The 24,928-nt window shown below is 67.8% G+C and carries 24 protein-coding genes; 14 read left to right on the top strand and 10 right to left on the bottom strand.

The window, feature by feature from the left end; all coding sequences use genetic code 11:
• The first annotated feature begins 36 nt into the window (after window positions 1-36).
• Genes QP457_RS01835 through QP457_RS01810 form a run of 6 tightly spaced genes read left to right on the top strand, consistent with a single transcriptional unit; the run spans window position 37 to window position 7,969 of the window.
• Window positions 37-129 (top strand): potassium-transporting ATPase subunit F, encoded by a 93-nt coding sequence (locus QP457_RS01835; protein WP_005407770.1) that lies wholly within the window; start codon window positions 37-39, stop codon window positions 127-129.
• A 12-nt stretch (window positions 130-141) separates the two neighbouring features.
• On the top strand, window positions 142-1,851 hold the full coding sequence (gene kdpA, locus QP457_RS01830; protein ID WP_205405837.1) for a potassium-transporting ATPase subunit KdpA: 1,710 nt from the start codon (window positions 142-144) through the stop codon (window positions 1,849-1,851).
• Between the two features lie 10 nt (window positions 1,852-1,861).
• Window positions 1,862-3,922, top strand: a complete 2,061-nt coding sequence (kdpB, locus tag QP457_RS01825; protein ID WP_025879421.1) for a potassium-transporting ATPase subunit KdpB — start codon at window positions 1,862-1,864, stop codon at window positions 3,920-3,922.
• Window positions 3,919-4,563, top strand: coding sequence for a potassium-transporting ATPase subunit KdpC (gene kdpC, locus QP457_RS01820; protein WP_180164350.1), 645 nt, complete (start codon window positions 3,919-3,921; stop codon window positions 4,561-4,563). The genes kdpB and kdpC overlap by 4 nt, the downstream gene beginning before the upstream one ends.
• A 51-nt stretch (window positions 4,564-4,614) precedes the next feature.
• A complete protein-coding gene (locus tag QP457_RS01815) occupies window positions 4,615-7,275 on the top strand; it encodes a sensor histidine kinase KdpD (RefSeq protein WP_205405835.1) in 2,661 nt (886 codons plus the stop codon).
• Window positions 7,256-7,969 carry a response regulator transcription factor gene (locus tag QP457_RS01810; RefSeq protein WP_025879418.1) on the top strand — a complete coding sequence of 238 codons (714 nt, stop codon included), beginning with the start codon at window positions 7,256-7,258 and terminating at the stop codon, window positions 7,967-7,969. Before QP457_RS01815 ends, QP457_RS01810 begins: the two co-directional genes overlap by 20 nt.
• A 322-nt stretch (window positions 7,970-8,291) precedes the next feature.
• Here QP457_RS01810 and QP457_RS01805 read toward each other — a convergent pair whose 3' ends face one another.
• The 3 genes from QP457_RS01805 to coaBC are packed head-to-tail and all read right to left on the bottom strand — an operon-like array spanning window position 8,292 to window position 12,400.
• Entirely contained in the window at window positions 8,292-10,640 is a 2,349-nt protein-coding gene (locus QP457_RS01805; RefSeq protein WP_205405833.1) for a phosphomannomutase/phosphoglucomutase, read from the bottom strand.
• Between the two features lie 12 nt (window positions 10,641-10,652).
• Window positions 10,653-11,141, bottom strand: a complete 489-nt coding sequence (gene dut / locus QP457_RS01800) for a dUTP diphosphatase (protein ID WP_089241345.1) — start codon at window positions 11,139-11,141, stop codon at window positions 10,653-10,655.
• Window positions 11,138-12,400: a bifunctional phosphopantothenoylcysteine decarboxylase/phosphopantothenate--cysteine ligase CoaBC gene (gene coaBC, locus QP457_RS01795; protein WP_205405831.1), complete on the bottom strand. Its 1,263-nt coding sequence runs from the start codon at window positions 12,398-12,400 to the stop codon at window positions 11,138-11,140. Before coaBC ends, dut begins: the two co-directional genes overlap by 4 nt.
• 224 nt (window positions 12,401-12,624) lie before the next feature.
• On the opposite strand from coaBC, the gene QP457_RS01790 reads away from it, so the two are divergent.
• The 4 genes from QP457_RS01790 (at window position 12,625) to QP457_RS01775 (ending at window position 16,739) form a co-directional block, all read left to right on the top strand.
• Entirely contained in the window at window positions 12,625-13,251 is a 627-nt protein-coding gene (locus QP457_RS01790) for a response regulator transcription factor (protein ID WP_205405829.1), read from the top strand.
• A 71-nt stretch (window positions 13,252-13,322) separates the two neighbouring features.
• On the top strand, window positions 13,323-14,027 hold the full coding sequence (gene radC / locus QP457_RS01785; RefSeq protein WP_100554525.1) for a DNA repair protein RadC: 705 nt from the start codon (window positions 13,323-13,325) through the stop codon (window positions 14,025-14,027).
• Window positions 14,028-14,141: 114 nt separating this feature from the next.
• Complete coding sequence (gene argS / locus QP457_RS01780) at window positions 14,142-15,830, top strand: arginine--tRNA ligase (protein WP_100554494.1); 1,689 nt, start codon at window positions 14,142-14,144, stop codon at window positions 15,828-15,830.
• A gap of 21 nt (window positions 15,831-15,851) precedes the next feature.
• Entirely contained in the window at window positions 15,852-16,739 is an 888-nt protein-coding gene (locus QP457_RS01775; protein WP_100554493.1) for an SPOR domain-containing protein, read from the top strand.
• A gap of 71 nt (window positions 16,740-16,810) precedes the next feature.
• Here the strand turns inward: QP457_RS01775 and QP457_RS01770 are convergent, their stop codons facing one another.
• Both QP457_RS01770 and QP457_RS01765 read right to left on the bottom strand, forming a co-directional pair.
• Window positions 16,811-17,563 carry an SDR family NAD(P)-dependent oxidoreductase gene (locus tag QP457_RS01770; protein ID WP_100554492.1) on the bottom strand — a complete coding sequence of 251 codons (753 nt, stop codon included), beginning with the start codon at window positions 17,561-17,563 and terminating at the stop codon, window positions 16,811-16,813.
• Between the two features lie 88 nt (window positions 17,564-17,651).
• On the bottom strand, window positions 17,652-18,146 hold the full coding sequence (locus tag QP457_RS01765; protein WP_205405827.1) for a hypothetical protein: 495 nt from the start codon (window positions 18,144-18,146) through the stop codon (window positions 17,652-17,654).
• An 85-nt stretch (window positions 18,147-18,231) separates the two neighbouring features.
• Between QP457_RS01765 and QP457_RS01760 the strand changes: the two genes are divergently transcribed.
• Window positions 18,232-18,699 (top strand): DUF1456 family protein, encoded by a 468-nt coding sequence (locus QP457_RS01760; RefSeq protein WP_100554490.1) that lies wholly within the window; start codon window positions 18,232-18,234, stop codon window positions 18,697-18,699.
• On the opposite strand, the gene QP457_RS01755 is transcribed toward QP457_RS01760, so the two are convergent.
• Window positions 18,668-19,555: a LysR family transcriptional regulator gene (locus tag QP457_RS01755; protein ID WP_205405826.1), complete on the bottom strand. Its 888-nt coding sequence runs from the start codon at window positions 19,553-19,555 to the stop codon at window positions 18,668-18,670. The genes QP457_RS01760 and QP457_RS01755 overlap by 32 nt on opposite strands.
• 100 nt (window positions 19,556-19,655) lie before the next feature.
• Between QP457_RS01755 and QP457_RS01750 the strand changes: the two genes are divergently transcribed.
• A complete protein-coding gene (locus QP457_RS01750; RefSeq protein WP_205405824.1) occupies window positions 19,656-20,849 on the top strand; it encodes an MFS transporter in 1,194 nt (397 codons plus the stop codon).
• Here the strand turns inward: QP457_RS01750 and QP457_RS01745 are convergent.
• The gene (locus tag QP457_RS01745) at window positions 20,846-21,544 is read right to left on the bottom strand and encodes a TorF family putative porin (protein ID WP_205405822.1); all 699 of its coding nucleotides are present in this window, start codon (window positions 21,542-21,544) and stop codon (window positions 20,846-20,848) included. The genes QP457_RS01750 and QP457_RS01745 overlap by 4 nt on opposite strands.
• A 166-nt stretch (window positions 21,545-21,710) precedes the next feature.
• On the opposite strand from QP457_RS01745, the gene QP457_RS01740 reads away from it, so the two are divergent.
• Window positions 21,711-22,100, top strand: coding sequence for a DUF6165 family protein (locus QP457_RS01740; protein ID WP_205405820.1), 390 nt, complete (start codon window positions 21,711-21,713; stop codon window positions 22,098-22,100).
• Between the two features lie 9 nt (window positions 22,101-22,109).
• Here the strand turns inward: QP457_RS01740 and QP457_RS01735 are convergent, their stop codons facing one another.
• Window positions 22,110-22,787: a response regulator transcription factor gene (locus QP457_RS01735; RefSeq protein WP_180164368.1), complete on the bottom strand. Its 678-nt coding sequence runs from the start codon at window positions 22,785-22,787 to the stop codon at window positions 22,110-22,112.
• Window positions 22,788-22,977: 190 nt separating this feature from the next.
• Window positions 22,978-23,550 (bottom strand): Ax21 family protein, encoded by a 573-nt coding sequence (locus tag QP457_RS01730; protein ID WP_089241369.1) that lies wholly within the window; start codon window positions 23,548-23,550, stop codon window positions 22,978-22,980.
• Between the two features lie 278 nt (window positions 23,551-23,828).
• Between QP457_RS01730 and QP457_RS01725 the strand changes: the two genes are divergently transcribed.
• A complete protein-coding gene (locus QP457_RS01725) occupies window positions 23,829-24,188 on the top strand; it encodes a DUF1428 domain-containing protein (protein ID WP_180164372.1) in 360 nt (119 codons plus the stop codon).
• Window positions 24,189-24,203: 15 nt separating this feature from the next.
• Here QP457_RS01725 and QP457_RS01720 read toward each other — a convergent pair whose 3' ends face one another.
• Window positions 24,204-24,896 (bottom strand): hypothetical protein, encoded by a 693-nt coding sequence (locus QP457_RS01720; RefSeq protein WP_180164374.1) that lies wholly within the window; start codon window positions 24,894-24,896, stop codon window positions 24,204-24,206.
• Between the last annotated feature and the right edge of the window lie 32 nt (window positions 24,897-24,928).

Genomic DNA, 24,928 nt, shown 5'->3' with positions numbered 1-24,928 from the left:
GCCTGAGGTGGAGGGGTTCCACCAGGTCTCAATTCCATGTCCCCCTGGCTGTCGTTGCTGTGTGGCGTGCTGGTGCTGGTTGCCGCCGCCTATCTTCTTTATGTCGTGCTGCGGCCCGAGTCGTTCTGAGCGGAGCCTGCCATGACTGAAATTCTTGCCATTCTTGCCGCCAGCCTGCTGCTGGCCTGGCCCCTGGGCCTCTATCTTGCCCGGGTGATGCGCGGCACGCCGATGAAGGTCGACGTGCTGTTCCACTGGATCGAAAAGCCGCTGTACAAGGTGCTCGGCGTCGATCCTTCACGTTCGATGTCCTGGCGGGGCTACGTGCTGGCGTTCGTGCTCAGCAACGTGGTGATCGCGGTGCTGACCCAGGCCGTGTTCATGACCCAGGCGTGGTTGCCGTTGAATCCGGACCAGATCCCGAACATGCGCTGGGACACGGCGCTGCACACGATGATCTCGTTCCTGACCAACACCAACCAGCAGCACTACTCCGGCCAGGCGCAGCTGTCCTACTTCTCGCAGATGACCGGCATCACCGGCCTGCAGGTGGTGACGCCGATGATGGGCCTGGCGCTGGCCGTGGCGACGCTGCGGGCGTTGTTCTCGCGTGCGCCGAAATCGGTCACCGCGCCCGTCGCGGGCGATGACCGCCAGGTGGCGGTGGGCAATTACTACACGGACGTCGTGCGCTTGTGCGTGCGCTTCCTGTTGCCGCTGTGCCTGGTATGGACGCTGCTGCTGACCAGCCAGGGCGTGCCCTCCACGATGGCTGGTGGCCCGCAGGCCACGCCGATCGATGCCAGCGCCGGCATGGCGCAGCAGAAGCTGCCGCTGGGTCCGGTTGCGGCGATGGTCGCGGCCAAGCAGCTGGGCGCCAATGGTGGCGGCTGGTATGGCCCGAACAGCAGCTTCCCGCTGGAGAACCCGACCCCGGTGTCGAACATGCTGGAGGTGATCGGCATCCTGCTGGTGCCGATGGCGGTGATCTTCATGATCGGTGCGTTCACCGGGCGCCGTCGTTTCGGCGCGCTGGTGTTCAGCTGCATGCTCGGCATGTCGCTGCTGTCCACCGGCGCGATGGTGTGGAGCGAGGGCCATAGCGGCAGCGCGGCCACGCCGCTGCTGATGGAAGGCAAGGAAGTGCGCTTCGGCGCCGATGGCACCGCGCTGTGGGCGGCGGTGACCACCCAGGTCTCCAACGGTTCGGTCAACGGCATGCACGATTCGCTGAGCCCGCTGTCTGGCGGCCTGGCGATGGTCAACATGCTGGTCAGCGCGATCTGGGGCGGCATCGGCTGCGGCCTGCAGCAATTCATCGTGTACCTGCTGCTGGGTGTGTTCCTGGCAGGGCTGATGACCGGCCGTACGCCGGAGCTGTTCGGTCGCAAGCTGGAAACGCCACAGGTGCGCCTGCTGGCCCTGCTGGTGCTGCTGCAGCCGATCACCCTGCTGCTGTTCACCGCGATCACGCTGGCCGTGCCCGGTCTGGCCGGTACCTCCAATCCCGGTTTCCACGGCATCAGCCAGGTGTTCTACGAGTATGTCTCGGCCTACGCCAACAACGGCTCGGGCTTCGAGGGCCTGGGCGACGCCACGCCGTGGTGGAACCTGAGCTGCTCGCTGGTGCTGCTGCTGGGCCGCTTCCCGCTGCTGATCATCCCGCTGGTGGTGGCCGCGCAGCTGGCCGCCAAGCGGCAGGCCCCTGAATCGGCTGGCAGCCTGCAGATCGAAACGCCGACGTTCGCCCTGACCCTGGTCTCGGTGATCGTCATCCTGACCGTGCTGCAGTTCATGCCGGCGCTGGTACTCGGCCCGATCGCCGACCACCTGAGCCTGGGACTGCACTGAGGACACCCCCATGAGTAGTCACGCAACCGCAAACCGTTCCTCCTCCGTGGCGTCCCGCCCGGCCCTGCTCGATGCCGCCGGCCTGCGCCGCGCGCTCATCGAGGCCGTACGCAAGCTTTCGCCGATGCACCTGGTGCGCAGCCCGGTGATGGCGGTGGTGATGGCCGGCACGATCGTCGCCGCGATCATCACCCTCACCGGCAATGCGCCACTGGGCTTCGGCCTGGCGGTGACGGCGATCCTGCTGGTCACCGTGCTGTTCGGCAATTTCGCCGAGGCCGTGGCCGAAGCACGTGGCCGTGGTCAGGCCGCCTCGCTGCGCCGCGCCCGCCAGGACTTGGTGGCGCGCCGTCTGGCGTCGGCGCAGGCCGGTGCCAGCGAAACCCAGGTGCCGGCCGCCGAGCTGCGCCCCGGTGACCACGTGATCGTCAGTGCCGGCGAGCTGGTACCGGCCGACGGCGAGATCGTGCAGGGCCTGGCCACCATCAACGAAGCGGCGGTGACCGGCGAGTCGGCACCGGTGCTGCGCGAGGCGGGTACGGATCGCTCCGGCGTGATCGGCGGCACCAAGGTGCTGTCCGACCAGATCGTCGTACGCATCACCGCCGAGCCGGGGCACAGCTTCCTGGACCGGATGATCGCGCTGGTGGAAGGCGCCAACCGGCAGAAGACACCGAATGAAATCGCGCTGACCCTGCTGCTGGCGGCGATGACGCTGACGTTCCTAGTGGTGGTGGCAACGCTGCCGGCGATCGGTGCCTCGGTGGGCGTCAAGGTTGATCCGCTGCTGCTGATCGCGCTGCTGGTATGCCTGATCCCGACCACCATCGGTGGCCTGCTGCCGGCCATCGGCATCGCCGGCATGAACCGTGCGCTGGCCGCCAACGTACTGGCCAAGTCGGGCAAGGCGGTGGAAGTGGCCGGTGACGTCGACGTGCTGCTGCTCGACAAGACCGGCACCATCACCTACGGCGACCGCCAGGCGAGCCACTTCCATGCACTGGCCGGGATCGACGCCGACCAGCTGCGTGAGGCGGCGCTGCTCTCTTCGCTGGCCGACCCGACGCCGGAAGGCAAGTCGATCGTGCGCCTGGCCCGTGAGCAGGGCTGCACCACCGCCGAGCCGGACCAGGCCGACTACCTGGCCTTCAGCGCGCAGACCCGCATGTCCGGTGTCGACCTGATGCACGGCCGGCAGATCCGCAAGGGCGCTGCCGATGCGATCCGCGCCCATGTGCAGGCGCTCGGCGGCACCGTGCCGGCCGAACTGGCCGGGCGCGTGGACCAGGTCGCACGCAATGGTGCCACGCCGCTGGTGGTGGCCGAGGGTCGCCATGTGCTGGGCGTGATCGAGCTGTCGGACGTGGTCAAGCACGGCATGCGCGAGAAGTTCGCACAGCTGCGGGCGATGGGCATCCGCACGGTGATGATCACCGGCGACAACCCGCTGACGGCCGCCGCGATCGCTGCCGAAGCCGGTGTGGACGACTACATCGCCGAGGCGCGGCCGGAGGACAAGCTTGCACGCATCCGTGCCGAGCAGGCCGGTGGCCGCCTGGTGGCGATGGTCGGCGACGGTACCAACGATGCGCCGGCGCTGGCCCAGGCAGACATTGGCCTGGCGATGAATTCAGGCACGCAGGCGGCCAAGGAGGCCGGCAACATGGTCGACCTGGATTCGGATCCGGCCAAGCTGCTGGCGGTGGTGGAGGTGGGCAAGCAGCAGCTGATCACCCGCGGCGCGCTGACCACGTTCTCGCTGGCCAACGATGTATCCAAGTACTTCGCGATCCTGCCGGCGTTGTTTGCCGCCACCGTGCCTGCGATGGCCGCGTTGAACGTGATGCAGCTGTCGAGCCCGCGCAATGCGGTGCTGGCGGCGCTGATCTTCAATGCCCTGGTGATTCCCGCCCTGATTCCGCTGGCGCTGCGCGGTGTGCGCTTCCGCCCGGCCACCGCAACGGCGCTGCTGCGCCGGAACATGCTGGTGTACGGCCTGGGTGGCGTGCTGCTGCCGTTCGCGGCAATCAAGTTGATCGACCTTCTTCTTGTTCTGGTATTCGGCGCATGAACCGTTCTGACTCCCCTTCCCTTTCCCGCGAGCTGAAGAGCGAGGCGCGCGTGGCGACGCTGCAGGATGGCGCCAGCTGGCGCCCGGCCATCGGCCTGGGCGTGGCCACCCTGCTGCTGGCCGGTGCGGTCTACGCCGGCATCGCCACCGGTTTCGCCGGCCTGTCCTTCCCGGCGCAGGCCGAAGGCAGCCTGCTGCGTGATGGCAGCGGCCAGGTGCGTGCTTCGGCATGGCTGTCGCAGCCATTCACCGGCGATGGCTACTTCCAGGCACGACCATCGGCGGCCAACTACGACCCGATGGCAGCGGCCGGTTCCAACCTGGCTCGCAGCAACCCGGCGCTGGCCGAACGCGTGGCGGCGAGCACTGCGGCAGTGGCCGCGCGCGAAGGCGTAACGCCTGCGCAGGTACCTGCCGATCTGGTCACCCAGTCCGGCGGCGGCCTCGATCCCCAGCTGTCGCCGGCAGCAGCACAGCTGCAGGTGGCACGCGTGGCGCGTGCACGAGGCCTGCCGGTGGAGCGCGTGCAGGCGCTGGTGAAGGCCAACACGCAGGGCCGGCAATGGGGCGTGTTCGGCCAGCCACGGGTGAACGTGGTGACACTGAACTTCGCCCTGGACCACGCGGCACGCGCGCCGTGATGCAGGGCTGCACCCGCTGCGCGCACAATGGCGGCCATGACAGCGGCTCCCATGACTGATCTGCGGACCCGCCAGGCCAATGCCCTGGTGGAAGGCCTGCAACGCGAAGCCGGTGGCAAGCTCACCGTGTTCCTCGGCGCTGCGCCCGGCGTAGGCAAGACCTACGCGATGCTGACCCGCGCGCAGGAACAGCTGCGACGTGGCGTGGACCTGGTAGTGGGGCTGGTGGAGACCCACGGCCGTGCCGATACCCAGGCCCTGCTGGAAGGGTTGCCGCGGTTGCCGCTGAAGGACGTGGCCTACCATGGCCACGACCTGCAGGAGATGGACCTGGACGCCGTGCTGGCGCGCAGGCCGGCGCTGGTGCTGGTGGACGAGCTGGCCCACCGCAATGCGCCGGGCAGCCGCCATGAACGGCGCTGGCAGGACGTGATGGAACTGCTGGACGCCGGCATCGACGTCTGGACCACGGTCAACATCCAGCATCTGGAAAGCCTCAACGATGTGGTGATGCGCATCACCGGCGTACGCGTCAGCGAGACGGTCCCGGACGGCGTGCTCGACCGCCTGCACGACATCGTGCTGGTCGATCTGCCGCCGCGCGAACTGATCGCGCGCCTGCAGCAGGGCAAGGTGTACGTGCCCGAGCAGGCCGCGCATGCACTGCAGGCGTTTTTCTCGCCGGCCAACCTGACCGCGTTGCGCGAACTGGCCATGCAGGAAGCGGCCGACCGCGTCGACAGCAGCCTGCGCGAAGCGCGCGCCGCGCGCGGTGAGAGCAATCTGCCGCTGCGACGTGGTGTGCTGGTGGCGATCGATGGCGGCGGCCAGAGTGAATACCTAGTGCGGGTGGCGCGCCGCATCGCCGAACGCCGCGATGCACCGTGGACGGTGGTGACGGTGCAGGGACGCCGCCAGGACGAAGCAACGCGGCGCGAGATCGATGCGGCGTTCGCGCTGGCCCGCCGCCTGGGTGGCGAAGCCGAGCTGCTGCACGGCTCAAGCATCGCCGATGCATTGCTCGACCACGCCGCGCACAACGGCGTATCGACCCTGGTACTGGGCCGCACCCGCGAGCGACCACTGGCGCGGATGTTCAACCGCACCCTGACCCAGCAGCTGATCCAGCGCGGCGCGCATTACGAGATCACCATCATCAGCACGCCGCAGGCGCGGGCGCGCTCCCGTCGTGAAGGCCTGCTGCCACCGATGCGTGGGATCAGCCACGAGCCGTTGCAGGCGCTGTTGGCTACTGCGCTGGCCTGCCTGGTGGCGTGGCTGGCCGAACGCTGGGTGGGCATGGCCGATCTGTCGATGGTGTTCATCGTGGCCGTTGTGGTGGTAGCCGCGCGTACCCGCGCCAGCGTCGCGGTGATGGCGGCGATCCTGTGTTTCCTCGCCTACAACTTCCTGTTCATCGCGCCGCGCTTCACCTTCGCCATCGGCGCGCGACAGGGCGTGATCACCGTGTTCCTGTTCCTGGCGGCGGCATTGGTTGCCGGACGCCTGGCGTCGCGCCTGCGCATGCAGGTGATCGCCCTGCGCGCGGCCAACCGCCATGCGCGTGCGCGCCAGCAACTGGGCCGGCAGCTGGCCAGCGCAGCCGGCAACGGTGAAGTGGCACAGGCCGGCCGGCATGCGCTGGAACAGGCCATGGATGTTCCGGCATGGCTGCGGATCGGCGCCGATATCGCCGCCGGTGGCCGTCACCTGCCCGGTGATACCGACCTGGCAGCGGCCGACTGGGCCCTGCGCCATGGCCAGCCCAGTGGCCGCTTCACCGATACCCTCGCTGGCGCGCAATGGTGGTTCCTGCCGCTGTTGGACGGCGAGGACCGTGCGATCGGCGTGGCCGGCCTGTACCTGCCGGGTGCGCAGGCGCGGCTGCTGCCCGAACAGCGCCAACTGGCCGAAGCGATGGTTGATGACATCGCCCAGGCCGCCTTGCGCACGCGCCTGGTGGCCGAGCTGGAACAGGCGCACGTCAGCAACGAGACCGAACGGCTGCGCTCTGCCCTGCTCTCCTCGGTGTCGCACGACCTGCGCTCGCCACTGGCGGCGATGATCGGCTCGGCCGACAGCCTGGCCAGCTACGGCGCGGCGATGGATCTGGCCGACCGCCGCGCCTTGCTGGACACCATCCTGGTAGAAGGCGAGCGCTTGGACCGCTACATCCAGAACCTGCTGGACATGACCCGGTTGGGCCACGAGGGCCTGAAGATCAACCGCGACTGGATAGGCGTGGATGAGCTGATTGGTTCGGCCGCCCGCCGCCTGCAGCGTTACCAGCCGAAGGTGCGGCTGGAGCTGGATATTCCGGCGACGCTGGCACCGATCTGGGTGCATCCGGCACTGGTCGAGCAGGCAGTGTTCAATGTGATGGAGAACGCTGGCAAGTTCTCGCCGGCCGATGCCGCCGTGCAGGTGCTGGCGCGCGAACTGGATGGTCAGCTGCGTATCGACGTGATCGATGCCGGCCCCGGCATTCCCGACGACGAGCGCGCGCGGATCTTCGATATGTTCTACAGCGTCGAACGCGGCGACCGCGGCCGCCACGGCACCGGCCTCGGCCTGACCATCTGCCAGGGCATGATCGGCGCGCATGGCGGCAGCGTGCAGGCGCTGCCCGGGCGCGACGGTCGCGGTACCCTGATCCGCATCACCCTGCCCCTGCTCAAGCCAGCCTCCCACGATGAGTCCGACCCCGACTGACGCCAGCGCGCCGGCCCCACGCGTGCTGGTGATCGACGATGAAACCCAGATCCGCCGGTTCCTGGACATCAGCCTGCGCGCGCAGGGCTACCAGGTGCGCCAGGCTGCGACCGGCCAGGAAGGCCTGCAGATGGCCGCCAGCGAGGACATGGACCTGGTGATCCTGGACATCGGCCTACCGGACATGGAAGGCCACGAGGTGCTGGAACAGCTGCGGCAGTGGAGCCAGGTGCCGGTGATCATGCTGACCGTGCGTGCCGGCGAAACCGAGAAGGTGCGTGCACTGGACAACGGCGCCAACGACTACGTGACCAAACCCTTCGGTACCCAGGAGCTGATGGCACGGGTGCGGGCGCTGCTGCGCACACGCAGCGTGCCGACCGATGGCACGCCGCCGGTGTTCGACGACGGCCACCTGCATGTGGACCTGGTGCGCCGCGAAGTGGCGATCGATGGCGAACTGGTGGCGTTGACCCGCAAGGAGTACGCGTTGCTGTCGCTGCTGCTGCGCAATGCCGGGCGCGTGGTGACCCAACCGCAGATCCTGCAGGAAATCTGGGGACCCACCCACCAGCACGACACCCACTACCTGCGCATCCTGGTCGGCAAGCTGCGGCACAAGCTGGGCGACTCGGCGCTGGATTCACGCTACCTGTTCACCGAGCCCGGTGTGGGGTTGCGGTTCAAGGGGTGAGGTGTGCCGACCAACGGTCGGCACCCACCAGACAAGTAGATCCACGCCATGCGTGGATGGACATCCATCGAAGCGCATCCACGCATGGCGTGGATCTACCGTGTCGACCAAGGTCGACACCTACCAAGAGCAGCCGGAAATCTGTCGAAGGCGGGGTGGGTCCGGTTGCGGGGGCGTGAGCCGCATGGATGCGGCGACCGAGCTTACATGGACGTACTTGCAGCGCCCCCGCGACCGGACCCACCCCGCCATCCCGCAGGAAGCCAGCGGTTCAAGACGTTGACGTGGATTCGGCGGGTGCCGGGCGCAGCCCGGCGGCACCTCAGAATCCCAGCGGGGTGTCGCCCAGCACCGGCTGCAGCTGGCTGCGGAACAGCGCCTGGATGCGCTCCAGTGCCGCTTCGTCGTTGCCTTCGAAGCGCAGCACCAGCACCGGCGTGGTGTTGGACGCGCGCACCAAGCCCCAGCCGTCGGCGAAGTCCACCCGCAGGCCGTCGATGGTCGACAGGCGACCGCCGACATACGGGTTGTCCGGCGACTGCGCAGCAGCCACCAGCATCGCCACCAACGCATGCGGGGTTCCCTCGGCCACCGGCACCTTCAGCTCCGGCGTCGCCACCATTTCCGGTAGTTCGGCCAGCACTTCGTCCGGCGCTTCTTCGCGCTGGGCCAGGATCTCCAGCAGGCGTGCAGCGGCGTACAGGCCATCGTCGAAGCCGAACCAGCGCTCCTTGAAGAAGAAGTGGCCGCTCATCTCGCCCGCCAGTTCGGCGTCGGTCTCGCGCATCTTCGCCTTCATCAGCGAGTGCCCGGTCTTCCACATCAACGGGCTGCCGCCATTGCGCAGCACGTGATCGGACAACTTACCCGTGCACTTCACGTCGTAGATCACCATCGCGCCCGGGTTGCGCATCAGCACATCGGCGGCGAACAGCATCAGCAGACGGTCGGCGTAGATGATCTTGCCTTCAGCGGTGACCACGCCGAGGCGATCGCCATCCCCATCGAACGCCACGCCGAGGTCGGCGCCGAAGCGCTTGACCGTCTGCACCAGGTCTTCCAGGTTGGCCGGTTCGCTGGGATCGGGGTGGTGGTTGGGGAAGGTGCCGTCGACATCGCAGTACAACGGAATGACTTCGGCGCCGATCGCTTCCAGCAGCTGCGGCGCGAGGGCACCGGCCACGCCGTTGCCCGCGTCGGCGACCACCTTCAGCGGGCGGTCCAGCTGCACGTCATCGGCAATACGCTGGATGTAATCGGCGGCGACCTCGCGCTGCTGGTAATCACCCGGCTCCGCAGCCTGGACCAGACGGCCTTCGACAATGCGCTGGTAAAGGTCGGTGATCGCATCGCCGGACAGGGTCTCACCACCGATGACGATCTTGAAACCGTTGTAGTCCGGCGGATTGTGGCTGCCGGTGACCGCTACACAGGTACCGGTGCGCAGGTGGAAGGCGGCGAAATACACCACCGGGGTCGGCGCCAGGCCGATATCGATGACCGCACAGCCGGCACGCCGCAGGCCTTCGGCCAGCCCCGCCGACAGTTCCGGACCGGACAGGCGCCCGTCGCGGCCGATCACCACCTCGCGCAGGCCCTGCTCGAGGGCGACGGTGCCAATGGCCTGGCCGATCAGCGCGGCGGTGCGCGCCGTCAGTTCGCTGCCGACCACGCCGCGGATGTCGTAGGCGCGGAAGATGCCCGCAGCCAGTTCCTCAGCGGGAACCGGCGGCGGCGGAGGCGGCGCAGCCTCGGCCACTGCCTCGCCGGGTACCGTCGGCGGCGCCATCTGCAGGCTTTCACGCAGGGTCGGGCCGTGATCGGCGTCGGCCACCGCGCTGCGCCGGCTGGGCAGCGGCAGTGACTTCGGCAGTCGGCCACGGCCTACCACCAGCAGTACCGCGATGAAGGCCAGCAGCAGGGCGACAATCGCGCTGGCCAGGGCTCCCAGTCCCAGTGGGCCGGGTTCCACATTGGGCACCCCGGCGGCCAGTCGCAGCGGGGTTCCGGCCACCGGGCGCGCCATTGCCTCGGCGCTCTCGGACAGGCCGGTATCGCCCTGCACCACGATGTTGTGCGTTCCTTGGCGCAGCGCCAGGAAACCGTTGCCGGGGGCGCGCACCTGGTCCAGCGGTGCGGTCAACCGCAGCAGCGGCTGGCGCACATACACCACCGCCGGTCCGACACCGGCCAGCTGTACCGGCGCGGCCAGACCCAGACGGTTGCCGCCGCCATCGCGGACCACGCGCAGGGTTGCCTTGCCATCGGCCAGCGCCGATTCCAGCAGGGCCAGACGTGCATATCCAAAGGTGGCCGCATCGACGTAGCCCGCGGCCAGGTCAGCGCCCAGCACCTCCACCTGCTCGACGCCGGTCCAGCTTTCCCGCAGCGCCAGCGCGGCGCCGGCGGCATCACCCGCCTGCAGCGCCTGCTGGACGCGGTCGCCCTTCAACTGCTGCTGCAGCTGTTGCAACTGGCCGGAGGCGGCCTGCTGCAGCCCTTGCACGGCCTGGTCGCGCGCCTGTTCCAGCGCGTCCCCGCTGGCTGCCTGCCGCCACTGCTGTACCGCGCTCCAGCCGAACCAAGCGGCCAGCAGTACCAGCAGCACACCCAGCAATGGCGCGCTCCGTCCCAACGACTTTCCCCGCTGTGCTTCCCCGATGCCGCTCATCGATGTCCCCTGTCAACGCACCCCGGTATGGCCGAATCCACCCGTTCCCCGCACGCTGTCGGTGAAAGTATCCACCACCTGCAGGCTGACGCGGGCAATCGGCACGACCACCAGCTGCGCGATGCGATCGCCCGGCTCGATGGTGAAGGCCTCGCGGCCACGGTTCCAGACACTGATCAGCAGCGGCCCCTGGTAGTCGGCGTCGATCAGGCCGGTGCCGTTGCCGAGCACGATGCCATGGCGGTGGCCCAGGCCCGAACGCGGCAGGATCACCGCACACAGATGCGGGTCGGCGATATGGATGGCCAGCCCGCTGGGGACCAGTGCGGTATCGCCCGGCTGCAGGGTCAGCGCGGTTTCCAGCGCCGCGCGCAGATCCATGCCGGCGCTGGCTTCGGTGGCATAGGCCGGCAGCGGCCAGCTGTCACCGAAGCGCGGGTCGAGCAGCTTGACCTGCAACGGTTGGGGGGTGAATCCGTGGGTGTTGCTTGCCTGGGTCATGCCTGGAGTCTCCGCGCGATCAGCGCCAGCAGTTGTTCGGCCAGCTCACGCTTGGAAGTAGCCGGGAATACCTGTTCGCCATCCTGCCAGAAGGCCGTGGCGGCATTGTTGTCGCTTTCGAAACCACCGCCGCTGATGCCCACCTGGTTGGCGATCACCAGGTCCAGGCGCTTGTCGACCAGCTTGCCGCGCGCATATTTCTCCACATCGTGGGTCTCGGCGGCAAAGCCGACCACCAGCTTCAACGACTGCGTCTGCGCGGCAACCTCGGCCAGGATGTCCGGGGTGCGCACCAGCTCGATCACCAGCGACTGGCTGTCGGCGGTCTTCTTCAGCTTCTGCGCGGCCACCTGGCGCGGGGTGTAATCGGAAACGGCGGCAGCACCGATGTAGATGTCGGCCGGCAGCGCATTCAGTACCGCCTCGCGCATCTGCGCGGCAGAGCGCACATCGATGCGCTGCACGCCGGACGGCGTCGGCAGCTGCACCGGGCCACTGACCAGCACCACCTGGGCACCGAGCCCGGCGGCAGCGGCGGCCAGCGCGTACCCCATCTTGCCGCTGCTGCGGTTGCCCACGTAACGCACCGGATCGATGTCTTCATAGGTCGGGCCGGCGCTGATCAGCAGGCGCAGACCCTGCAGCGCATGCGTCTCCGGCGCTGCAGCGACGGCGGCAGCAGTGCCGTTGGCGGCCAGGGCGGCGACGATGTCGCCCGGCTCGGCCAGACGGCCAGGGCCGGACTCGCCTTCGGCCAGCGGCCCATCGACCGGACCGATCACCTGCGCGCCACGCTGGCGCAGCAGGGCGATATTGGCCTGGGTGGCCGGATGCAGCCACATCCGATGGTTCATCGCCGGGCACACGGTCAGCGGCGCGGTGCTGGCCAGGCACAGGGTGCTGACCAGGTCGTCGGCGTGGCCCTGGGCAAGGCGTGCCAGCAGGTCGGCGGTGCCCGGCGCAATCACGATGCGATCGGCCCAGCGTGCCAGTTCAATGTGGCCCATGGCCTGTTCGGCCGCGCTGTCCCACAACGTGGTGCGGGTCGGCTGGCCGGAAAGGGCCTGGAAGCTGAGTGGTGTAACGAACTGCTGGGCGCCGGCCGTCATCGCCACCTGCACCAGCGCACCGGCATCACGCAGGCGTCGAACCAGTTCCAGGGCCTTGTAGGCCGCGATCCCGCCGCCGACACACAAGAGCAGTTTCTGGCCTTCCAGCGCGCGGATCCGCGTCGGGGAAGCGTTGGGAGAATCAGCCACCTGGAATTCCTGTGCAAACGAGGGCGTTAGCTTACCCGAAGGCCAGCAACGTCCCGGTGCACGCAGCACATAGCGGGCGGCTATCAGCACATGGACAGCCCCCACGGAGCTTTCCGGGTTTGCGGCGCTCCGTTTCGGAACTTTCCTATACCTCTTCGCGTCCCCTCTTTGCAGAATCGTCGCAGGCCACCTTGGTGCGCCGTTCGATTTCCCAGGAGTTTCCCGTGCAACCGCGCATCATCATTGCCGACGACCATCCGGTCGTCCTGCACGGCATCCGAATCGTGCTCGAGCGTCACCAGATGGACGTGGCCGGTGCCGCTGCCGACGGTGCTGGACTGCTGCAGCTGCTGGTGCAGCAGCCCTGCCATGCCGTACTCACCGACCTGTCCATGCCCGGCCCGGGCCCGGACGGTCCCGCACTGCTGGCCGTGCTGCGGCAACGCCATCCCGACCTTCCCGTGGTGGTGCTGACCGGGGCCCGGCACCCGGGGTTGCTCGATGGCCTGCTACGCGATGGCGTACACGGCCTGGTCGACAAGAGCGCCGACTTCGCCGAGTTGCCGCAGGCCCTGCATGCCGCCATGGCAGGGCAGATATTCGTTTCCGATCAGCTGCGGCGCCACCTGCAGGCCCGCGATCTGCTGTTCCCGCATCCACCGGCCGCGTTATCGACACGCGAACTGGAAGTGCTGCAACTGCTGACCGACGGCCTGAACATCAATGCCATCGCCGACCGCAGCGGTCGCAGCCCGAAGACGATCAGCCGGCAGAAGGCCGAAGCCATGCGCAAGCTTGGCCTGCAGAGCAACCAGGAGCTGTACGACTACCTGCAGACCCGGCGCGACTGAGGACTTGGCCGACCCACGGGTACGGCAAGCGCTTATGGGAGCGGTCGGCGATGATCGCCATGATGGGCACCATGCCCATCCATGAATGGCCCGAAGAAGAGCGCCCCCGCGAGAAGCTGCTGGCCCGGGGGCCCACGTCACTGTCCGACGCCGAACTGCTGGCCCTGTTCCTGGGTTCCGGCATTGGCGGCCGGGACGCCGTACAGACCGCGCGCGACCTGTTGCTCGCCCACGGTCCATTGCGGGTGCTGCTGGACCGCCCCGCCCGCGAACTGTCGAAACTGCCTGGGTTGGGGCCGGCGCGCAGCTGCACGCTGGCCGCAGGGCTGGAACTGGCCCACCGCTACCTGGCCGCTGAACTGCAGCAGGGCGAAGCGGTCGGCAACAATCCCGTGACCGTCGGCCGCTACCTGCAGCACCGTCTGCGCGGGCAGGCCCGGGAGCTGTTCGTGGTCCTGTTCCTGGACAACCGCCACCGCCTGATCGCCTGCGAGGAACTGTTCGCCGGCACCATCAACGCAGCCCCGGTCTACCCCCGCGAAGTGGTCCGCAGAGCCCTGCTGCACAACGCCGCCGCGGTCATCCTCAGCCATAACCACCCCTCCGGCGACCCGGAACCCTCGGCCGCCGACGCACAGATCACCGAAGAGCTGCATCGGGCCCTCGCCCTGGTCGACATCCGCCTGCTGGACCACTTCGTGGTGGGCGAGGGGCGTCCCGTTTCGTTTGCTGAACGGGGTCTCCTACCGCCGCTTCAGGCCCGTCTGGTCGGATGATCCCCGCGGCAGCAGGCGGCCACGCCTGCCTTGGCAGGCAGGCCCCGGTCAGCGTTGGGGCCGGCATCTGCGCTAAAATGGGCGATTCCGCCGCTCATTCTCACAGCAGGCCTCGTGAAAAATCTCCTCCGCGCCCTGATCAGCCAAGGCATCGAAGCCTTGCGCGCCAATGGCACCCTGCCCGTCGACTCCCTGCCGCCGGACTTCGTGGTCGAGCGCCCGAAGACCCGCGACCATGGCGACTTCGCCACCAACGCCGCGATGCTGCTGGCCAAAGCCGCGCGCAGCAATCCGCGCGCAGTGGCGCAGGCGCTGGTCGAGGCGCTGCCGCGCAGCGAAGACGTCAGCAAGGTCGAGATCGCCGGCCCCGGTTTCATCAATTTCCACCTGGCACCGGCCGCGTACCAGCGTGAAGCCGTCACCGTGATCAAGGAAGGCGCCGATTACGGCCGCAACCTGTCCGGCAATGGCCGCACGGTGGGCGTGGAGTATGTGTCGGCCAACCCGACCGGTCCCCTGCATGTCGGCCACGGCCGCGCTGCGGCCATCGGCGACTGCGTGGCACGCGTGCTCGATGCCAACGGCTGGAACGCCAAGCGCGAGTTCTACTACAACGATGCCGGCGTGCAGATCGAGAACCTGGCGCTGTCGACCCAGGCCCGGGTGAAGGGCATCGTTCCGGACCAGGAAGGCTGGCCGGAAGGCGGCTATCGCGGCGACTACATCGCCGACGTGGCGCGCGCCTACATGTCCGGCGCCAGCGTCGACCTGGAAGGCACCCTCGTGGTTGGCGCCAAGGACCCGGACGACATGCAGGCGATCCGTCGCTTTGCCGTGGCCTACCTGCGCAACGAGCAGAACCTGGACCTGGCCGCGTTCGGCGTGGATTTCGACATCTACTTCCTGGAAAGCTCGCTGTACGCCGATGGCAAGGTTGCCGAGGCGGTAGCCAAGCTGCAGGCGTCGGGCCATACCTATGAAGAAGGCGGCGCGCTGTGGCTGCGCAGCACCGACTTCGGTGACGACAAGGACCGCGTCATGCGCAAGTCCGACGGCACCTTCACGTACTTCGTGCCGGACGTGGCCTACCACCTGTCGAAGTGGCAGCGCGGCTACGAGCGCGCGATCACCGAGCTGGGCGCTGACCACCACGGTTCGCTGGCGCGCGTGCGTGCCGGCCTGCAGGCGATGGAAGTGGGCATCCCGCAGGGCTGGCCGGAATACGTGCTGCACCAGATGGTGACCGTCATGCGCGGCGGCGAGGAAGTGAAGCTGTCCAAGCGTGCCGGCAGCTACTTCACCCTGCGCGACCTGATCGAAGAAGCCGGCCGCGACGCGACCCGCTGGTTCCTGATCGCGCGCAAGCCCGATTCGCAGCTGACCTTCGACATCGACCTGGCCCGCCAGCAGAGCAACGACAACCCGGTGTTCTACGTGCAGTACGCCCATGCCCGCGTGTGCAGCCTGCTGCGCCAGGCGCAGGAGAAGGGTCTGGTCTACGAACAGGGTACTGGCCTGTCCAACCTGGGCCGTCTGGACGATGACGCATCGCTGGCCCTGATGAACGAGATCTCGCGTTATCCGGAAGTGGTGGAAGCGGCCGGCGTGGCGCTGGAGCCGCACCTGGTCGCGCAGTACCTGCGCGAATTGGCACACGCCTTCCACACGTGGTATCACGGGACGCCGGTGCTGGTGGACGACGCGACCGATCGCAATGCCAAGTTGACCCTGGCCTGCGCAGCGCGCCAGGTACTGGCCAACGGCCTCGACCTCCTGGGCGTTTCCGCCCCGGAAAAAATGTAAGTCTCAGGAGACGCAGTAGACATGGCAGCACGACGCGGCAAGACACAGGCTCGGCGCAACAGCAGCCAAGGCACGCCCGGATGGGTGTGGCTGGTTGCCGGCGTGGCGATCGCCGCCGTGGTGTTCCTGGCGGCGCCGAACCTGTTCAAGGGCGAGGGCGATGGCTTCCTGCGCGCCGGTCCGCAGCCGAACCCGAACGCGCAGCCGGCGCCGGTGGCCGATGGCGAAAGCGATGTCGGCACCCAGCCGGCCGCACAGCCGGCCACGCCGAAACCGGCCGAACCGGAAAAGCCGGCCGCCACCCAGTACGACTTCTACACCCTGCTGCCGGGCAAGGAAGTTGAAATGTCCGACGCCGAACTGGCCGCCAGCGCGCGTGCCGAAGACCAGCGCCGGGCCAAGGCCGAAGCGCAGCGCGCGCAGGCCGCACTGGAAGGCAAGCCGGTGCCGGCGGTTGCGGCCGCCGCACCTGCGGCGACGGCGAGCGTTGCCAGCACCGCACCGGTGACCGCCACCAGCCGTCCGCTGCCGACCCCGGTAAGTGAACGCCCGACAGCAGCGACGCCGGCAGCCGGCACCACCGCGCCGGCCAGCACCGTTGCCGCCGCTCCTGCGGCACGCAGCGAAGCCGCGCCGGCCGCCGCCAGCGCTGCGGCAGCCCCGGCACCGGCCGACAATGCCCGCTACATCCTGCAGGCAGGTGCATTCGGCGCTTCCGGTGATGCTGAAGCGACCAAAGCCAAGCTGGCGATGATGGGCCTGGCTGCACGCGTGGAATCGGCGCAGATCAACGGCAAGACCGTGTACCGCGTACGCATGGGGCCCTATGGCAGCGCCGGTGAGCTTTCCGAAGCCAAGCAGAAGCTGGATGGCACCGGCCTGCAGGCGATGGCGATCAAGGCGCAGTAAGTCTGCAGGCATGAATGAAAAAGCCGGGCGTTGCCCGGCTTTTTTTTGCCTGTACGCATCCAGGGCGCAGATCAGCCCTCGCGGGCAACCTGGAAGCCGGCGAACGACTGGCTGACCGGCATCAGCTCCAGGCGATTGATGTTCAGGTGCGGCGGCAGGCTCGCTACCCAGAAGATCTGCTCGGCGATGTCCTCGGCGGTCATCGGGTTGGCGCCGGTATACAGCTTGTCCGACGCGACCTGGTCGCCATGGGTGCGGACCACGGTGAACTCGGTTTCGGCCATGCCCGGCTCGATGGTGGTCACCCGCACGCCGGTACCGTGCAGGTCCGAACGCAGGCCCAGCGAGAACTGGCTGACGAAGGCCTTGGTGCCGCCATAGGCATTGCCGCCCGGATACGGATAGACACCGGCCACCGACGAAATGTTGATGATGGCGCCCTTGCGCTCCACCAGCTGCGGCAACAGGCGATGGGTCAGGGTGACCAGCGCGGTGATGTTGGTGTCGATCATCGTCGTCCAGTCCTTCAGGCTGGCGCTCTGCGCCGGCGCGGTGCCCTGGGCGAGACCGGCATTGTTGACCAGCAGGTCGATGTCGCCGAAGGCCGGCGGCAGGGCCAGCAGCGCCGCTTCCATCGCGACCGGATCACGCACGTCGAACACGGCCGCGTGCACCACCTCCTTGCCGTAACGCTCGACCAGCGGCTGCAGGCGTTCGCTGCGACGGCCGGTGGCGATCACTTTCCAGCCCGCCTGGGCGAAGCGGTGGACGGCAGCGGCGCCGAAGCCGGACGTGGCGCCGGTAATCAGGACGGTTCGGGTCATCAGACAACTCCGTGGGAAACCAGACCGCCATTCTGGCACCGTCGGTCCACGGCTGCGTTGCCTGATCGGCCCGCTGCGGTGCGCGCGGTCAGCGCAGGCGGAACACGCGTGCCTTCGGCAGGTCTTCGTCAACCTGCAGGAACCAGCGCCCGGCGATACCCGGGATCACCTCGATCTGCGGTGCCTGCAGGGTCTTGCGCAGCTTCATCTGGCCCTTCATCACCTGCCACTGCTGGCCGTTGTCGAGGGTGAACACCGTGCCCGGCTCCCAGCCCGCAACGTCGCCGACCACGCGGGCACTGACCGGGCCCTCTTCCAGGCCCAGGTGCATCGCCGCCGGGGCGGGAACGTTGGCCGGCAACGGTGCGCCGGGGCTGGCGGCAACCGGTGCGCGCATGGGGACAGGCGCAGATGCCTCTGCCTCGCGCAGCAAGCGGTTCAGGGTCTGCAGCTGGGTCGCGTCCAGGCCCACTTCGGCCAGCTGGGCCGCGCTGAGACGCTGCTCCACGGGTACGTAGCGGTCCTGGGCGGTGGCGGCAAAGCTGCTGGCGACCAGCAGAAGGGAGAGGAGGTACCGGCGCATCGAAGGGAATCCCTGCAGAACAGCGCTCACGATGCTGCAATCCGGTGACAGTCCGGTTACAGCCGCCGGGCCGGTACAATGGGCCATGATCAATAACGATGTGCTGCGCAGCGTGCGCTACTCCCTGGACCTCGGCGACCACCACGTGGTGACCCTGTGCCAGATGGCCGATCCGGCGTTCGAGGTGGATGTCGAGCAGGCCAAGGCCTGGCTGCTGCGTGAAGACGAGCCGGGCTTCCAGCCGATGAGCGACAGTGCGCTGGCGCACTTCCTCGATGGCCTGATCCTGCACCTGCGCGGCCAGGATGAGGGCCAGGCGCCGCGCACGGTGGAAACCCGCATCGACAACAACCTGGTGCTGAAGAAGCTGCGCGTGGCCTTCCAGCTGCGCGACGTCGACATGATGGAGATCTTCACCAGCATCGGCTTCACTGTCTCCAAATCCGAACTCGGCGCGCTGTTCCGCCAGCCCGGCCACAAGAACTATCGGCGCTGCCTGGACCAGATGCTGCGCAACTTCCTCAAGGGCCTGAGCCTGCGCCTGCGCGGCTGAGCACGGCATCGACGAAGGCGCGTGCGGCTGGCGTCGGCAGGCGCTGCCAGACCAGATGTACGCGCCGGGTCGGGGTCGGTTGCAGAGGCACCTGCACCACCCCTTCGAAATCGTCGGCGATCAGCACCGGCACGATCCCCACCGCCAGGCCGTGGCGGACGAAGCGCTCGACCAGTTCCATCAGGTTGACCTCGAAACGCACCTGATGCGGCAGGCCCGCTGCGGCGAACGCATCATCGGTCTGCCGGCGCGCGCCGGTACCCCGCGGAAAATCGACCAGGGCTTCATCCTGCAGCGCCGCCAACGGCAATCGCTGGCGCGTGGCCAGCCGATGCTTCGGCGCCAGCACGGCCACCAGATCCTCTTCCTGCAGCATGTGGTGGCAGACGCCTTCAAGATCGGCCGACGGTGCCAGCCCCACCAGCGCCACGTCCAATGCACGTGACTGCACCTGCTCCAGCAGGGTCTCGCTCTTGTCCACCCGCAACTGGAATTCGACCTGCGGGTGCTGCTGCTGGAAGGCCGCCAGCAACGCCACCACGTCGATGCCGGTCAGCGACGATATCTGCCCGATCGCCAGCAGCCCGCGCACCTCACCACTGACGGCAGCGACGTCGGCACGCAGGTGGCGCAGGCTGGCCAGCACCTGCCGCGCGTGCACCAGCAACGCTTCGCCCGCGGCCGTAGCGCGCACCTGGCGCGGCAGTCGCTCGAACAACACGGTGTCCAGCTCCTGCTCCAGATGGGCGATCTGGTGGCTCAAGGCGGACTGCACCACGTGGCAGCGCGCGGCCGCACGGGTGAAGTTGCCCTCTTCAGCCAGGGCCACGGCGAATTCGAGCTGCTTGAGGTTCACGCCTGTATCTCAATTCCAGATGACAGGGATGATGATGATTCATTTCCATCATGCCTGCAGCAGGCGGACACTGTGCTGCCCTGCTTCAACGGAACATCGCGTGTCCCCTTCCCTTCCTCCCCTGCAGCGCTGGCAGATCCTGCTGATGGCGGTCGCCACCGGCGTCGCGGTAGCCAGCAACTACTACGCGCAGCCATTGCTGCATACCATCGCCGATGCCTTCGGCGTGCCGTTCGGCCAGGTCGGCATGGTGGTCACCGCTGCCCAGTTGAGCTACGCCGCCGGCCTCATCCTGCTGGTGCCGTTGGGTGATCTGTTCGAGCGCCGCCGGCTGATCGTGGTGATGACGTTGTTGTCGGCCAGCGGACTGGTGATCAGCGCGTGCGCGCCGTCGTTGCCGTGGCTGCTGGCCGGGACCGCGATCACCGGGTTGTTCTCGGTGGTGGCGCAGGTACTGGTGCCGTTCGCCGCCACCCTGGCCGCACCGGAGCATCGCGGCCGCGTGGTCGGCACCCTGATGAGCGGACTGCTGCTGGGCATCCTGCTGGCACGCACCGTGGCCGGGCTGCTGTCGAGCCTGGGCGACTGGCGCCTGGTCTATGCGATCGCCGCTGGTACGCTGGTGCTGACCGCACTGGCCCTGCAGCGTGGATTGCCGCGCTTCCACCACACCGCCGGGCTGGGCTATTTCGCGTTGCTGCGCTCGATCGGCACGCTGTTCGTGCAGGAACCGGTGCTGCGCCAGCGCACACTGCTCGGCGCATGCAGCTTTGCGATGTTCGCGATCTTCTGGACGCCGTTGGCCTTCCTGCTGGCGCAGCCGCCCTATGCCTACAGCGACGCCACCATCGGCCTGTTCGGGCTGGTCGGGGCCGCCGGTACGCTGGCTGCCGGCCTTGCCGGGCGCATGTCGGATCGTGGCCAGACCGGCCGGGCCACGGCCATTGCGCTGGTGCTGTTGTTGCTGTCCTGGCTGCCGCTGGGGCTGTCGGCGCACTCGCTGCTGGCACTGCTGGTCGGCGTGGTGGTGCTGGACCTGGCCGCGCAGCTGCTGCATGTCAGCAACCAGAACCTGATCTACGCGCTGCAGCCGGAGGCCCGCAACCGCCTCAATGCCGGTTACATGACCGGCTACTTCATCGGCGGCTCGCTGGGCTCGCTGCTGTCGGCGCAGGTCTACCAGCGCTTCGGCTGGACCGGTGTGTGCGTGGCCGGTACCGCGGTGGCGGTACTGGCCCTGCTGGTGTGGCTGCCCTCTGCCTGGCGCACCCGCCAGGCAGCATCGGCCGACTAGAAGCTGCCCTGCAGCGCCAGCTCCCAACGTCCACCGGCGTTGCCCGGGAACAGCCGCTTGGCGGCGCTGTCGGTGTCATGTACGGTGGCGCGCACTTCCCAGGCCGGCGTCAACGTGGCAATGGCACTGAGCTGGCCATGCAGGTAGTCCGGCCCCTGCGCGGTGGCCAGCCAGTACTGCCCCACCGCTGCTTCCAGGCGCACGCGCTCGTTCAACGGCACCCGCACGCCCAGCTGCGCGTAGGTGCCGCGATAGCCACCGGCCAGGGCATCGTTGGAGTGGGCAACCTGCAGCCAGGCGCGTTGCTTCCAGTTGGTGGTGACATTGAGTTCGGTCCAGTCCAGGGCGCGGCCGGTGCCCGGATAGACGTACCGGGTGAGGTTCGCATCCAGACTCCAGTCCGGCGACAGTGCGCCCGACCAGCCGGCAACGAGATCGAACTCGCTGCGTGCACCATTGTCCGGCGTGAACGAGACATTCGAGCCCCATGCGCTGGCATACCAGCCCGACCCCACCGTCACCTTTGCCCCTGCCTGCGCGGCCGGATCGCCGTCGCTCTGCGAGCTGCCGCGCCACACATAGTCGCTGGTCACTGCCGCCGTGCCACTCACCTGTACCTGCGCCTGCACGCTGCCGGCGCACAGCAGCCCCGCCAGTGCGGCCGCGCTGGCCACGATCGTCCCCTTGCTCTTCACTGCACTCACTTCCTCGTCGAAGGCGGTCTGTCCGCCCGGGACGGCAGTGTCGACGGCATGGCCGTAACGGTTCGATGGCGATGCCGCCGCGCCAGCGCAAATTCAGCGTAAATCCGCGCCGCAACGAGCGCGGTATCATGCAGGCCTATTTCCAGGAACCAACCACGTGGACGCCATCCTGACCCCGGTATCGATCGGCGAGCTGATCGACAAGATCACCATTCTCGAGATCAAGGCCGAGCGCATCGACGATGCGACCAAGCTGGCCAACGTGCGCACCGAACTTGACGGCCTGCTGCCCCTGCTGCAGCAGCAGCTTGAGGCACAGCCGGCACTGGCCGCGCTGAAGACGCAGCTGAAGGCCATCAACGAGCGCATGTGGGAGATCCAGGACCAGCTGCGCGACAAGGAAGCGGCGCAGGTGTTCGACGCGGCGTTCATCCAGCTGGCGCGCGGCGTGTACGGCACCAATGGCGAACGCGTGCAGGTGAAGAACGAGATCAACCGTGTCGCCGGTTCGGCGCTGGTCGAGGAAAAGCAGTACCAGGGCGAGTAAGCACGCCCGTCAGCCGCACTCCAGCAGGTGGCGGATGCGGAACAGTTCGACATCGCTGCGGATGCCCAGCTTCTGGTAGGCGGCTTTCTTCTGTGTGCTGATGGTGCTGGCCGAGCGCTGGAAGCGCCGCGCCACTTCGCCGGTGCTGCAGCCCTGCAGCAGCAGCCGCAGCACTTCGCGCTCACGCCTGCTCAAGGGCGCCAGGGTGGGCGCCGACATGCGCCGCGAGCGTGATCGATTCAGCTGCGTGCGCAGATCCGGGGGCACGAAACGCCCACCGCGGGCAACCACGTCCACCGCGCGCAGCAGCATTTCCGGCGTGGTCGCCTTGGACAGGAAGCCGCGTGCACCGGCCTGCATCGTCGTGGCCACGGTGCTGGCATTGCAGTGTGCCGACAGCACCAGTATCGGCACGCAGGGCCAGCGCCGGGACAACCCGCGCAGCAGCTGCAGGCCGTCGCCAAGATCGCCCAGCGGCAGCGCATCGATCAGCAGCAGGTCAACGCTGCCCGGTTCGCTCTCCAGCAGTTCCAACAGGTCACGTTCGTTGGCGTAGCTGCCGCGCACGTGGACGCCGCTGTGCTGGCGCAGCAACACCTCCACCCCCAGCCGCAGCACCGGATGCGGATCCAGCAGTGCCAGGCGGCGCGGCCGATCGGGGAGCAGCGGTGGGAGGACGGGCGGCATCGCGGTGTATCCGGCAGCACGGGATATCCACCGTAGGCGGCCACCGGCGGTGGCGGAATCCAATTCATTGCAATGCAACATGACGCCCGCATCGCAGTCAGGCTCTGTTCTGATTCCCCACAACGCAACAGGCCCGGCAATACCGGGCCTGTTGCAGCACGAACAGCGCGCGGGCGCGCCGTAGATGCAATTACCAGCTGAAGCGCGGGCCGACGGTGTATTCCTTGTCGCCGTGACGGTTCATCTTCAGCTCGCCGTTCAGGCCCCAGTTCTGGTTCAGCTTGACCTGACCACCCAGACGGCCGTACCACTGGCTGTCGATGTCGACGCCGTGCTTCTTCGAATAGTCTTCGTAACCGACCAGGCCGTAGACCTCAGCGTGGGCACCGAACGCGGTACGGATACCGGCTTCAGCGCTGTAGCCGTTGAAATCCAGGCCGTGCTTGCGGTCGAACTTCTGGTAGGCAACGCGGGCAACGAAGTCGGTCGACGGAGCGATTTCGACGTTGTAGCCGGCACCGACCTTCCACTGGTCAACCTTGATGTTGGTGTGGTCGACTTCCTGGCGGCTGTATTCGCCGAACGCGTGGAAGTTCGGCAGGAAGCCGTAGGAACCCTTCACGCCCCAGCCATCAGCCTTGATGCCGTCAACGTCGGTCTTGGCGTAATCAGCCTCGGCGTAGTTGTAGGACAGGTTCTCGGCGGCCGAAGCGGTGAACGGCAGGGCAGCGGCCAGAGCCAGAGCAATCAGCGAATTCTTCATGGGGGTACACCTTTACTTTCTTATGGTGTGCAGCAGCGCCAGGGCGCCATCGCATCGGGAATGTAAATTCTCCGTTATTCGCCACAACGCTCCCTGAAAACAGCGGTCTTCGCATTGCTGAATTTTTTGCATTGATTCAGCAAGGCTCAGGCATACGCGCGCGGTACGCGCACGCGTTTCGATTCAACGGTGCAGCAATCGATGTCGATTTTCCGCGCCCTGAAGCGTCGACTCATTGAAGGCCGTGCACCTGGCATGGTCCATTCCGGAGGCAAGCGATGAGCTACATCGATGGTTTCGTACTGGCAGTGCCGACCGCCAACAAGGAGAAGTTCCTCGCCCATGCACGCACAGGTGATCCCGTTTTCATCGAATACGGCGCGCTGCGCGTGGTCGAGTGCTGGGGCGATGACGTGCCGCACGGCAAGACCACCGACTTCTTCGGCGCGGTGAAAGCCACGGCGGAGGAAACGGTGGTGTTTTCCTGGATCGAGTGGCCGGACAAGGCCACCCGCGATGCAGGCATGCAGAAGATGATGGAAGACCCGCGGTTGGACCCGACGAAGAATCCCATGCCGTTCGACGGTGCGCGGATGATCTACGGCGGATTCGAGCCGATCTTCGAACTCAAGCGCTGACCCCGGCGGGCGTCCTCAGCGGGCGCCCGCTTCATCCTCGCCGGCCGCATGGCCGGCCCCCAGCGCAGCACCCGCGCCAACACCCAGCCCGCCCATTCCGGCGCCCATGCCACCGCCGCCGCCACCACCGGTGCGACCGCCCTTGCCTTCGCCCTCGCTGCGGCCCTTGCCACTTCCGCCACCGCTACCTGCGGGTCGGGTAGGCCCCTGCGGCGGGATCTCCAGGTCGGCCGGCACCGGCGCAAGGTCCAGCGCTTCGCGGACGAAGTCGCGCAGCGAGATCACCAGTTCGTGTGTGTGCACCGGGCGCCCCTGCGCCAGTTCACTGGCAGCGCGGGCAGCCAGTCGTACCTGCTCGTCGGTGCCCAGCAGCAGAATGTCCGACAGGGCCGCTTCGACCGCATCGCGGATGCGCCTGGCCCGATCCGAGCCCGGCTCGGCGATGCCTTCTTCGTGGGCGCGCTGGCGCAGGTCGCGCAGATGGGCCGGGTCGACCCCCAGCTCACCGGTGAAGGAACCACCCAGCGTCTTGTAGGCCGCCATCAAGGTACGCAGCCGCTCGTTGATCTGGCGGTTCTCGCGTTCGCGACGCTGCTGCAGGGTCTGCATCACCAGCAGGCGGATACCCACGCCGAGCAGGGTGATCAGGACCAACCCGGCCAGGGTCGACAGCACGCCCTGCCAGGAACTGAAATCGATACCGCGCATGGCCAGGACTCCTGCGGAAGACCTTCATCTTG

It is taken from the genome of Stenotrophomonas sp. As-7 (assembly GCF_030291015.1).
Taxonomy (GTDB): Bacteria; Pseudomonadota; Gammaproteobacteria; order Xanthomonadales; family Xanthomonadaceae; genus Stenotrophomonas; species Stenotrophomonas lactitubi.
The sequence above is the reverse complement of the archived record's forward strand: the minus strand, read 5'-3'. Positions and strand labels throughout refer to the sequence as shown.